This is a genomic window from Actinomyces polynesiensis, from assembly GCF_000820725.1.
Lineage (GTDB): Bacteria > Actinomycetota > Actinomycetes > Actinomycetales > Actinomycetaceae > Pauljensenia > Pauljensenia polynesiensis.
In genome coordinates, this window is record NZ_CCXH01000220.1 from 1 (window position 1) to 10,822 (window position 10,822).

Genomic DNA, 10,822 nt, shown 5'->3' on the forward strand with positions numbered 1-10,822 from the left:
CGGGGAGTGATCCCCGACCGGCCCCTTCCACGTCCTCCCGGTCCCGACGCCCGGACCCGTGACGCCGTGGGGCTCCCCGCGCGGCTAGCCTGTGGCCATGGCGAACTCCATCGCGACCTCCACCAAGCTGGTCGTCACCCTCTCCTGCCCCGACCAGCCCGGCATCGTCCACGCGGTGTCGGGGGTGATGACCGGTATCGGCGGCAACATCATCCAGTCCCAGCAGTTCGGTGACCCCGACTCGGGCCTGTTCTTCATGCGCGTCGAGGTGGACTCGCCCGTCGGACGGACCCCGGTGGAGGAGGGGATCGAGGAGGTCGCCGAGCACTTCGGGGCGACCTGGCACGTCGACGAGCTGGGACGCCCGCTGCGCACCGTCATCATGGTGTCGCGGGAGGGGCACTGCCTCACCGACCTCCTCTACCGCCAGCGCAGCCAGGGTCTGCCCATCGAGGTCGTGGCGGTGGTCGGCAACCACCCGGACCTGGCGCCCGTCGCCCAGTTCTACGGGGTGCCCTTCCTGCTGATCCCGGTCACCAAGGAGTCGAAGGCGCGTGCGGAGGAGGAGCTCCTGGACCTGGTGCGCGCCGAGGACGTGGAGCTCCTGATCCTGGCCCGCTACATGCAGATCGTCTCGGAGAAGGTCTGCTCACGCATGGCGGGGCGCATCATCAACATCCACCACTCCTTCCTCCCCAGCTTCAAGGGTGCGCGCCCCTACGCGCAGGCGCACAGCCGCGGGGTCAAGCTCATCGGCGCGACCGCCCACTACGTCACCCCCGACCTCGACGAGGGCCCCATCATCGAGCAGGACGTCACGCGGGTCACCCACGCGGACACGACCACCGACATGGTCGCGCTGGGCCAGGACGTCGAGAGGCGGGTCCTCGCCCAGGCCGTTCGCTGGCACTCGGAGCACCGGGTCCTGCTGGACGGGTCCCGGACGGTCGTCTTCTCGCGCTGAGTCCGGGCGGATCCGGATCCGCGTTCCACGGTCGGGCGACCGGGATCCCCCGGGTGCCCCACCCCACCGGTGGTCCTGCGGGGTCACCATGGCCCATCTGTTACAAGTCCTGTAGTATCTGCTCCACCGGGAGGACCAGGATCCCGGGAGGTGGATCGGAGGCGGAATGGGTGCGGACGCGGTTGTCGTGGGATACGTCCCCGGGGGATTCGACATGCTCCACATTGGGCACCTCAACATCCTCAGGGCCGCCCGGCAGCGCTGCGGGCGCCTCGTCGTGGGCGTCGCGACCGATGAGGCGCTCCTGCGCATGAAGGGCAGGCTCCCCGTCATCCCCCAACCCGAGCGCATGGAACTGATCGCCAGCCTGAGGTTCGTCGACGATGTCGTCACGGACTTCTCCCAGGACAAGCGGCTCGCCTGGCACGCCCACCCCTTCGACGTCCTCTTCAAGGGGGACGACTGGAAGGGGACGCCGAAGGGGGACCGGTTGGAGGCTGAGCTCGCCGAGGTCGGTGCGAGGGTCGACTACCTCCCCTACACCCCCTCCACGTCCTCGACGATCCTGCGTGGCTTCCTCACGGGGTCCGGTGCCGTGCCCGGCGCGGCTGCGGGCCCGTCGGACGGTGTGCCGGGCCGTGTCGTGGAACTCGGCGCCTGAGTCCCACCTCCCCGCACGACGCCGACACGGCCAGTCGCGCTCGGCGCCGTCACGGGGTCACGCACGGGCGCCGCGCGGGCACCTCAGAAGGCGCCGTCGCGGGACACGACCGCGCGGGCGGTCCTCAGGAGGATCAGCACGTCCCGGCGCAGTGTCCAGTTCTCCACGTAGAACAGGTCGAGCCGGACCGACTCCTCCCAGGAGAGGTTCGAGCGACCGCTGGTCTGCCACAGGCCGGTGATCCCGGGGCGGATGAGGAACTTCCGGTTGACCATCTCCTCGTACTCCGCGACTTCACGGGGCAGGGGTGGTCGGGGGCCGACCAGGCTCATGTGGCCCAACCAGACGTTGAAGAGCTGGGGCAGCTCGTCCAGGCTGAAACGGCGCAGGAGGCGCCCCACCCGGGTGACCCGTGGGTCCTGGCGCATCTTGAACATGACGGTGTTGCCCGCATCCGCCCGTTCCGCCGCCTGGAGGGCGGTGAGGACCGCCTCGGCGTCGGGCACCATCGTGCGGAACTTGAACATGGGGAACTCGCGGCCGTCGAGGCCCACGCGGTTCTGCCGGAAGATCACGGCGCCCCCGTCCCCGAACTTCACCACGGCCGCGATGAGGAGCCACACGGGGGTCAGCAGGAGGATCCCGGCGCTGGCCGCCACCAGGTCGAGCCCACGCTTGAGCAGGTACTTCATCCCCGTGAAGGTCGGCCCGGCCACCTGGAGGAGGGCCATCTCGTTGCTCCTGCTCAGGACCATGCGTTCGCCGCTGACACCTGTGAGGGGAGGGGCCAGCGCCAGACGTTTCCCGTGTGCGTCGAGCTCCCAGCGGATGGCGCGCAGGGTCTCGGCATCGAGCCCGGGAGTCGTCATGGACACCACGAGCGTGTCCGCCCGGAGGTCCTCCATCGCACGGATGACGGCCGCGGGATCGGTGCCCGGGACCGCCTGCCCGTCGTCCTGCACTGCATCCGTCTCCAGGGATCCCACGAGCACCACTCCCAGGTCCGGGTGACGGCGCACCTGCTCGCTGAGGAGCGTGGACTGGGTCCCACCACCCAGGACGAGTGCCCTGCGGGCGAGGTGGCCGGAGGCGCGTGCGTTGAGGAGCACGGCGTGGCAGACGAGGCGCCCGAGCAGGATCAGTGCCAGTCCGATGGGGGGCACGAGGAGGAAGACCGAACGGTCGAGGGAGATGTGCAGGAGCAGTGTCACGAAGGCGAGCGTGCCGACGAACAACCCGGTCGCGCACGTCGCGCGTGAGACCTGGAGCCGCAGGGGGCCGAGGGCCGTGCTGCCGTAGGTCCCGAATGCGAGGAGGCACAGGAGCCAGGCACCGACGAGGCCGACGGACATCAGGCCTTCCCCGGGAGGGGGCACGAGGTCGATCGAGCGGGTGCCGTCGAAGCCGACGGCGCCGACCGGGACGAGGTGCCCGGCACCGATGGCCAACAGGATCGCTGCGAGGTCCGTGAGTGAGACGAGGAGGGTGAAACGTGGTGCCGTGGGCCGGAGGAGGTGCTGGAGGGCCGCGGGCAGGGTGCTCGCTCGTGGGACGCGCAGGATCGACGACATCTGTGTCTCCGTCTCTGTGTGGTTGGTCTGTTCCGGTGCAGATGTTACAGACCTTGTAACAAAGTTTTCAGGACACTCTGCCACGATTGGGCCCGACGCGCCAGACGATGCGACGAACTGCCTCCCGACGCGTGACCTCGTTGACATGTGCGGTGGAGGTGTCCGCTGGTCCCCCGGGCCCCCGGCTGCCGTTCTCCGGCGACCCGAGGTGTGGGACACGCGGGACGCCGGTGACCACGCTGCGCTAGTGTGTCGGTGTCGTGACTGGCGAACAGGTGGGTGACCACCGGGGAGCGATCGATCGGATGCTGGGGCCGCCCGCCTGGGCCCCAGGATCAGCAGGACGCACTGCCCTGCCGAACCTGATCTGGAGAACCCATGAGTGATTCCCTCAATGACCTGTCCCTGGCCGAACTCGACCCGGAGATCCAGGCCGTCCTGGACAACGAGCTCGACCGCCAGCGCAACACGCTGGAGATGATCGCCTCGGAGAACTTCGTCCCGCGTGCCGTCCTGGAGGCCCAGGGCTCCGTCCTGACGAACAAGTACGCCGAGGGCTACCCCGGGCGCCGCTACTACGGCGGGTGCGAATTCGTCGACGTCGCCGAGTCTCTGGCGATCGAGCGTGCGAAGGCCGTCTTCGGCGCCGACTACGTCAATGTCCAGCCCCACTCCGGAGCACAGGCCAACGCTGCGACGCTCATGGCCCTGGCCGATGTGGGCGACACCGTCCTGGGGCTCTCGCTGGCCCACGGTGGCCACCTCACCCACGGCATGCGCATCAACTTCTCCGGCAAGAACTACCACGCCACCGCCTACGGGGTGGACAGGGACACCCAGCGCATCGAGCCGGAGCAGGTCCGTGAGGTCGCGCTGCGCGAGCGACCCAAGGTCCTCATCGCCGGCTGGTCCGCGTATCCGCGTCACCTCGACTTCCAGGCCTTCCGCGACATCGCCGACGAGGTCGGGGCCGCGCTGTGGGTCGACATGGCCCACTTCGCCGGTCTCGTGGCCGCAGGACTGCACCCCAGCCCCCTGCCCTGGGCGGACGTGGTGACCACCACCGTCCACAAGACCCTGGGTGGGCCACGCTCCGGCATGATCCTGTCCACCCGTGGTGAGCAGTGGGGCAAGAAGCTCAACTCGGCCGTGTTCCCCGGCCAGCAGGGTGGGCCGCTCATGCACGTCGTGGCGGCGAAGGCGATCGCGATGAAGGTCGCGCAGACCGACGAGTTCCGCGACCGCCAGGTCCGCACGCTGGAGGGTGCCCAGAAGCTGGCCGATCGTCTGGGGGCTCCCGATGCCGCGGCTGCCGGCATCAAGCTGGTCACCGGGGGGACCGACGTCCACCTGGTGCTCGTCGACCTCGTCGACTCTGCGCTCGACGGCAAGCAGGCCGAGGACCTCCTCCACGAGGTCGGCATCACCGTCAACCGCAATGCCGTTCCCTTCGACCCCCGCCCGCCGGCCGTCACCTCCGGACTGCGCATCGGGACGCCCGCCCTGGCCACCCGTGGTTTCGACGCGCAGGACTTCGAGGAGGTCGCCGACATCATCGCCACCGCCCTCGTGCAGGGGGCCACAGGCGTGGGCGTCGACGTCGCAGGCCTGCGCGCCCGCGTGCACGCCCTCACCGAGGCACATCCCCTCTACACCGGGCTCCACCAGTGAGGGCACCCTGGCGGGGGCCCGCGCGCGTCCTGGACGGGAAGGCGACAGCCGCCGCCGTCAAGGACGAGCTGCGCGAACGGGTGCAGGTGCTGCGTGGCCGGGGCGTCGTCCCCGGTCTCGGCACCGTCCTGGTGGGGGAGGACCCCGGGTCCGTGACGTACGTGGCGGGCAAGCACCGTGACTGCGCCGAGGTCGGCATCGAGTCCATCCGCGTCGACCTCCCCGCCACGGCCACCCAGGTCGACGTGGAGGCGGCGGTCGACCGCCTCAACGCGGACCCCGCCTGCACCGGGTACATCGTCCAGCTTCCCCTGCCCCGCGGTATCGACACCAACGCCGTGTTGGAGCGCATCGATCCGGCCAAGGACGCCGACGGCCTGCACCCGATGAACCTCGGGCGGCTCGTCCTGCGGGGCTCCGGTCCGATCGACTCGCCGCTGCCCTGCACACCGCGCGCGGTCATCGAGCTCGTGACGCGCCACGGCATCGACCTGGCCGGCGCCGACGTGTGCGTGGTGGGACGCGGGGTGACGGTGGGTCGCTCCATCGGCCTGCTCCTCACCCGCAAGGAGGTCAACGCGACCGTGACCCTGTGCCACACGGGGACCCGCGACCTGGCCGACAAGGTCCGGCGCGCCGACGTGGTGGTGGCCGCCGCCGGCTCCGCGGGACTGGTGACGCCCGACATGGTCCGCCCCGGAGCGGTCGTCCTGGACGTCGGGGTCTCGCGGGTCGTCGACGAGGGCGGACGGGCGCGCCTGCACGGCGACGTCGCCGACGGGGTCGACGAGGTCGCCTCCTGGCTGTCCCCGAATCCCGGGGGAGTGGGTCCCATGACCCGCGCCCTGCTCCTGATGAATGTCGTGGAGGCAGCCGAGCGGCTGGCCTGAGCAACGGGGGTGGGCCGGGTCCAGACGGACCCGGCCCACGCCGTCTCTGGCACCCCGGGCCCGTCCTCGTTCCTGCGGAGCCCCGGACCGCACGGCCCGCGGGGTCCCGGTGGACGCTGCGGTGGCCGTTCCTGACGTCAGTACCAGGCGGGCCTGTCCCCCTCTGTCCCGGGCTTGTCCACTCCCAGCGACTCCCGGCTCCCGGGGACGCGTCCCGTGGCCAGGCGGACGACCAGGTCTGCCACGCTCCGCCGGGAGACCTCGGTGCCGCGGAAGGGCTCGCCCTTGCGGGTGGTCTCGTAGTCGACCTCGTCCGTGTCGGTGAGCCACGCCGGTCGGATGATCGTCCAGTCGAGGTCGGAGGCCTCGATGACGCCCGCAGCCGCCGCATAGGTCTCGAGGTAGCCGCCGTCGAGCTGCTCGTGGTTCCAGCGGCCGAAGGCACCGGGGACCTCGTCGTAGATCCCGAGGGTCGAGATCCAGATGAGCCGACGCGCGCCGGCGGAATCCATCGCCGCGACGACGTCGCGGGCCTGCTCCTCGATGTCCCGGCCCGCCAGGTTCGCGTAGACGACGTCCTGGCCCTCCAGTGCGCCACGCAGTGTCGGGGCGTCGGTGACGTCCCCGTCGACGACGTGCTCCCGCGCGGGATCAGTGATCCGCAGCCTCCCCGCGTTCCTGAGGTCGAGCGTGAGGTCGGCATCGGTGTCGGTCAGGAACTCCCGGGTGGCCAGTCGAGCGATACGGCCCGCCGCTCCCAGGACCAGAACCTTGGTCATGGTCTCCGTCCTTCCTTTGGACATCTCCACGGTGGACGCCGTGGGCGGGTGGGGCAGGGGGACGAGGGGATCAGTGCCGCAGGACCTCGTGGTCGCGGTGTCCGGGGCTGTCGAGCTGGAACGTCGAGTGGCCGACCTCGACGGGGAAGTGCGTGGCGACGCACTCCTGGAGGGCGTGGACGATGTCGCGGCGACGTGCGCCCGTGGTCCCGTCCGGCACCGTGACATGTGCGGTCAACTGGACCACGCCCGTGGCGATCGTCGAGGCGTGGAGGTCGTGGACGTCCTCGACGTCGGGGACCCGGAGCATGTGGGCGCGGACCTCGGCGAGGTCGAGTGCGTCGGGCGTCTCCTCCATGAGGATCCTCACCGAGCGCCGGAGCAGGAGGACTGCGCGCGGCGCCATCACGGCGGCGATGAGCAGGGAGGCAACGGCGTCCGCACGGTCCCAGCCGGTACCGAGCGTGACCAGGGCGGCCACGATGACGGCCACCGAACCGAGGGCGTCGGTGCTGACCTCCAGGAAGGCCGCCCGCATGTTGAGCGACTCGCCCCTCCCGCCGGAGAGGACCAACAGGGAGGCGACGTTGGCGACCAGGCCGATGGCACCGACCACCAGCATCGGGCCGGCGTCCACCGGTGTCGGCTCGAGGAGGCGATGGATGCCCTCCCAGGCGATGAAGAGGCAGATGATGGCGAGCATTCCGGCCTGGAGGGCGGCGGCGACCACCTCGGAGCGCGCCCAGCCCCAGGTGTGGCGGTCGTCGCGCGGGCGCGTCATGAGGTGGGCCGCGACGAGCGCGACGACGAGCCCCGAGGAGTCCACGAGCATGTGGCCCGCGTCCGCCGCCAGGGCCAGGGACCCCGTGAGGACCGCACCGGTGAACTCGGCGACCAGCACCGTGGCGGTGATCGCCAGGGCCCAGGCGAGACGTGTGCGGGAGGTGGAGGCTCGACCGTGTGAGTGGTCGTGGTCGTGGTCGTGGTCGCGGCCGTGTCCGTGCCCCGGGCGGGCGGGGGTACGTGTGGATCCGGAGGGGTGCGGGGCGCTGCCCCCCGGGGGGACCACGGCACGGGCGCCGGCGTCCGTGCCGTCCCCGTCCGCGATCTCGGCACCGCAGCAGCCGTCGGGGTGTTCCGTCTCCTCGCCGGTGGACATGAGACTCCTTCCCAATACCCTGTGGGGGTATCTTCTCCGCCCCACGATAGACCGGGGTCACGCCCTCGTCGATCCCTCCGGTGCCCGAGGAGGGGCACGTGTCCCGTCATCGCCACCCGTGTCCGTCCGCGCCCGTCCGCCGCGTCCCGTCACCCACCTGCGGACGCTCCCGGGCACAATGGGGGGATGACGACGATCTCGACGGTGAACCTCAACGGGATCCGGGCTGCCGCACGGCGGGGCCTGGGCGAATGGCTCGAGCGCGAGGACCCCGACGTCCTCCTCATGCAGGAGGTGCGCGCCGACGAGGGCACGACGCGGGCACTCCTCGGGGACGTCTGGGACGTCGCGGTGGTGCCCTCGCGGATCAAGGGCCGCGCCGGGGTGGCCGTGGCAGTGCGCCGGGACGCCGGGGAGGTGACGGACGTCCGCAGCGGGATCTCGACGTGGCGAGGCCAGCTCGACGACGCGGAGATCGACTCCGACTCCGGACGCTGGCTGGAGGCCGACCTCGACCTCGACACACCACTGACCGTGGTCTCCGCCTACTTCCACTCGGGCGAGGTCGGAACGCCCCGCCAGGACGCCAAGATGGCCCACCTGCCGCGCATCGGGACCCGCATGGCCCAGCTCCTGGCGGCCGCCGAGGGGCCCGGTGGGCGCCAGGCCCTGGTCGCAGGCGACTTCAACGTCGTGCGCTCGCGGGCCGACATCAAGAACTGGACGCCGAACCACAACAAGCGCGCGGGTGTCCTCGACGAGGAGATCGCCTACCTGCAGTCCTGGGTCGGGGAGGGGTGGCACGACGTCACCCGCGACCTCGCCGGTGAGGTGCAGGGCCCCTACACCTGGTGGTCGTGGCGGGGGAAGGCCTTCGACAACGACGCGGGCTGGCGCATCGACTACCAGTACGCCACACCGGACCTGGCGCGCCGGGCCACGGGGTTCCGCATCGACCGCGCGGGCAGCTACGACGCCCGCTTCTCCGACCACGCACCACTGAGCATCGACTACGACCTCTGAGGGTCCCCGCCGACGGCACCGGGGCGGGTGCCGCCGGTGGTGCCTTCGGCGGTGGCGTTCCACCCGGCCTCCGCCCCCACCCGCTCCAGCCAGTCCCGGACGAGGGCGGCCACGAGTCCCGGACGCTCGATCTGAGCGTTGTGACCGGCAGTGTCGAGGACCGCGAACGTGGCGTGCGGGTAGTGGTCGAGCAGGGCGAACTGGTCGAGGTACCCCACGCTCGCGTCCTGCCGACCAGTGATGACGAGGGTCGGGACGTCCAGCGCCGGCCCGTCCTCGGGGGACACGGGCAGCTCGTAGGCGGCGGCGATGCGCGCCTGGGCATCCGCGTCCCCCTCCGCCAGCCCGGGAGCGACGTCCCGGAGGAAGCGGGCGTGGGTGGGCCCGTCGCGGACGACGGCCAACTCACCGAAGGCCTCGGCTGCCGCGGGCTCGGCGTTGCGCAGTCCATCCCAGAAGACGTCGTCGCTGCGGCGCACCTCGTGGCGGGGGAGGTGGCGGTCCCGGGCGAGGACCTCCGTGCCGACGGGGCACACGAGGGCGAGGCCGAAGACCTGTCCGGCCCTGCGCCGGGCCAGTGCCCGGGCGATGTAGCCCCCGAAGGACTCACCGACCAGGGCGAACGGTGTCGGTCCGATGACGTCCTCGACGTATGCGTCCACGGCGTCCAGCACGTCCTGGGAGGAGGAGACCCCCGTCCCCGGGCTGGCCCCCATGCCGGGCAGGTCCGGGTAGAGACGGATCAGGTCGTCGTGGTGTGAGAGCACAGGTTCCAGGAAGCCGGACATGAGCCGGTGGTCGACACCGGCGCCGTGCAGGGCGAGGAGCGGATGGCCGTGGCCGTGGCGTTCGTCGTGGAGTCCCGGACGTGTGGTCATGCGCCGGACCCTACCCCTGCCGTCCCGCGTCCGGCTCCCTCCCCGCGTCGCGTCCCCGGCACCGGACCGTCACGGTCCGGTGGTGGGCTCCGTCCCGACCGGGGGCAGTGGAACCGGTTGGACCTCGCCGGTGATCGCATTGTGCGGCCAGTCCAGTGTCCGGGATGCGCTGAGGGTCACGTAGTTCGGGCGCTCGTGGTAGTGGACCGAGCGGGCGTCCGGGACCTTCGCGGGCGTGGGAGGGTTCGCCATCCACGCGCACGCGAGGAGGACCACGCGCATCTGGAGGTTGATCCACAGGATGAGCGTCACCAGCGAGGTCGCCGTGGTCAGGAGGGGTCCGGACACGGATCCCACGGCCGAGGTCCCCAGGTAGCGCAGCACCTCGGAGGCCACGACGAACAGCGCCACGCCGCCGATGAGGTCCCGTCTGACCGCCCGGATGCCCGACACCACCCGGACCACGAGAACCATCACACCGGCGCTGACCGACATGGATGCCACGTAGGCGACGACCACCAGAAGGACCTCCCCGATGCCTGGCCGCAGTCCGAGGGTGTTGAAGGTCCAGTCCCCGAAGACGTTGACCGCGATGCCGAGCCCCGCCCCGACCACGAGGGACGCCGCGAGACCCAGCGCGCCCGCCACGTTCCGCGCCGTGGCCACGACCACGTTGTCCGGCACCGCCACGAGGCCGAACATGGCCCGCACCGAGGTGCCGAGCGAACCGACGGCGGAGATCGCCGACCAGGCCATCACCAGGAAGGCGACCACCGAGGTCACCGACCACACACCCGAGGTGGTCAGCTGGTCCGGATCGACCATTCCGGAGGTGGTCGGTGTCCTGAGCAGTCCGGGAAGGGCGGTGTTGACGGCATCGACCACCGCAGTCCTCAGCTCGGTGTTGGATCCCAGCAGCGACATGAAGACGGTCCACCCCACCGTCAGTGCCGCGGTCAGTGAGAGCAGGACCGTGAGCGCCATCCCGGAGCAGAGGAGACCACCGTTGCGCGCACCGTAGCGTGCGAGGGCGCGTGCCGGGCGCGTCCGCTGCCACCACAGGGTCGCCGCCTGGATCTTCGGCATGAGTCCCGGGGTGGACAGTGCCTGGCGCAGGCCCGGCAGGTCGAGTGGACGTTGCGCGGGATACGGCGTGGGCGCTGAGCCTCCGTCCGTACGGTCAGGACGTGTGCGTGCCATTTCCCCAACCTACCGTGACCGCCGCC

General features: G+C 71.1%; 10 protein-coding genes and 1 riboswitch. Of the genes, 5 read left to right on the top strand and 5 right to left on the bottom strand.

What is annotated here, in order from left to right; genetic code table 11:
* Nucleotides 1–97: 97 nt before the first annotated feature.
* Together purU and TA90_RS09415 are read left to right on the top strand one after the other, a co-directional pair.
* Nucleotides 98–964, top strand: coding sequence for a formyltetrahydrofolate deformylase (gene purU, locus TA90_RS09410; protein ID WP_043535948.1), 867 nt, complete (start codon nt 98–100; stop codon nt 962–964).
* 214 nt (nt 965–1,178) lie between these two features.
* A complete protein-coding gene (locus tag TA90_RS09415) occupies nt 1,179–1,625 on the top strand; it encodes an FAD synthase family protein (protein ID WP_231550715.1) in 447 nt (148 codons plus the stop codon).
* Nucleotides 1,626–1,708: 83 nt separating this feature from the next.
* On the opposite strand, the gene TA90_RS09420 is transcribed toward TA90_RS09415, so the two are convergent.
* The gene (locus tag TA90_RS09420) at nt 1,709–3,196 is read right to left on the bottom strand and encodes a sugar transferase (protein ID WP_052450718.1); all 1,488 of its coding nucleotides are present in this window, start codon (nt 3,194–3,196) and stop codon (nt 1,709–1,711) included.
* Between the two features lie 250 nt (nt 3,197–3,446).
* Nucleotides 3,447–3,531, top strand: a riboswitch (ZMP/ZTP riboswitch).
* Between the two features lie 43 nt (nt 3,532–3,574).
* Between TA90_RS09420 and glyA the strand changes: the two genes are divergently transcribed.
* Both glyA and TA90_RS09430 read left to right on the top strand, forming a co-directional pair.
* Nucleotides 3,575–4,867, top strand: a complete 1,293-nt coding sequence (glyA, locus tag TA90_RS09425) for a serine hydroxymethyltransferase (RefSeq protein ID WP_043535949.1) — start codon at nt 3,575–3,577, stop codon at nt 4,865–4,867.
* Nucleotides 4,864–5,757: a bifunctional methylenetetrahydrofolate dehydrogenase/methenyltetrahydrofolate cyclohydrolase gene (locus TA90_RS09430; RefSeq protein WP_043535950.1), complete on the top strand. Its 894-nt coding sequence runs from the start codon at nt 4,864–4,866 to the stop codon at nt 5,755–5,757. Before glyA ends, TA90_RS09430 begins: the two co-directional genes overlap by 4 nt.
* Nucleotides 5,758–5,894: 137 nt before the next feature.
* Here the strand turns inward: TA90_RS09430 and TA90_RS09435 are convergent, their stop codons facing one another.
* A complete protein-coding gene (locus TA90_RS09435; protein WP_043535951.1) occupies nt 5,895–6,536 on the bottom strand; it encodes an NAD(P)H-binding protein in 642 nt (213 codons plus the stop codon).
* Nucleotides 6,537–6,606: 70 nt separating this feature from the next.
* A complete protein-coding gene (locus tag TA90_RS09440; RefSeq protein WP_082031605.1) occupies nt 6,607–7,695 on the bottom strand; it encodes a cation diffusion facilitator family transporter in 1,089 nt (362 codons plus the stop codon).
* A 186-nt stretch (nt 7,696–7,881) separates the two neighbouring features.
* Here TA90_RS09440 and TA90_RS09445 point away from each other — a divergent pair, with 186 nt between their 5' ends.
* Nucleotides 7,882–8,718 (top strand): exodeoxyribonuclease III, encoded by an 837-nt coding sequence (locus tag TA90_RS09445; protein ID WP_043535952.1) that lies wholly within the window; start codon nt 7,882–7,884, stop codon nt 8,716–8,718.
* On the opposite strand, the gene TA90_RS09450 is transcribed toward TA90_RS09445, so the two are convergent.
* Both TA90_RS09450 and TA90_RS09455 read right to left on the bottom strand, forming a co-directional pair.
* Nucleotides 8,706–9,596 (bottom strand): alpha/beta fold hydrolase, encoded by an 891-nt coding sequence (locus tag TA90_RS09450; RefSeq protein WP_074015373.1) that lies wholly within the window; start codon nt 9,594–9,596, stop codon nt 8,706–8,708. The genes TA90_RS09445 and TA90_RS09450 overlap by 13 nt on opposite strands.
* Before the next feature lie 69 nt (nt 9,597–9,665).
* Nucleotides 9,666–10,796 (bottom strand): YihY/virulence factor BrkB family protein, encoded by a 1,131-nt coding sequence (locus TA90_RS09455; RefSeq protein ID WP_082031606.1) that lies wholly within the window; start codon nt 10,794–10,796, stop codon nt 9,666–9,668.
* Nucleotides 10,797–10,822 lie beyond the last annotated feature (26 nt).

What these genes read in the sequence shown, in the direction of transcription:
- purU (WP_043535948.1), top strand. Translation starts at nt 98, where the DNA reads ATGGCGAACTCCATCGCGACCTCCACCAAGCTGGTCGTCACCCTCTCC.
- TA90_RS09415 (WP_231550715.1), top strand. Translation starts at nt 1,179, where the DNA reads ATGCTCCACATTGGGCACCTCAACATCCTCAGGGCCGCCCGGCAGCGC.
- TA90_RS09420 (WP_052450718.1), bottom strand. Translation starts at nt 3,196, where the DNA reads ATGTCGTCGATCCTGCGCGTCCCACGAGCGAGCACCCTGCCCGCGGCC.
- glyA (WP_043535949.1), top strand. Translation starts at nt 3,575, where the DNA reads ATGAGTGATTCCCTCAATGACCTGTCCCTGGCCGAACTCGACCCGGAG.
- TA90_RS09435 (WP_043535951.1), bottom strand. Translation starts at nt 6,536, where the DNA reads ATGACCAAGGTTCTGGTCCTGGGAGCGGCGGGCCGTATCGCTCGACTG.
- TA90_RS09440 (WP_082031605.1), bottom strand. Translation starts at nt 7,695, where the DNA reads ATGTCCACCGGCGAGGAGACGGAACACCCCGACGGCTGCTGCGGTGCC.
- TA90_RS09445 (WP_043535952.1), top strand. Translation starts at nt 7,882, where the DNA reads ATGACGACGATCTCGACGGTGAACCTCAACGGGATCCGGGCTGCCGCA.
- TA90_RS09450 (WP_074015373.1), bottom strand. Translation starts at nt 9,596, where the DNA reads ATGACCACACGTCCGGGACTCCACGACGAACGCCACGGCCACGGCCAT.
- TA90_RS09455 (WP_082031606.1), bottom strand. Translation starts at nt 10,796, where the DNA reads ATGGCACGCACACGTCCTGACCGTACGGACGGAGGCTCAGCGCCCACG.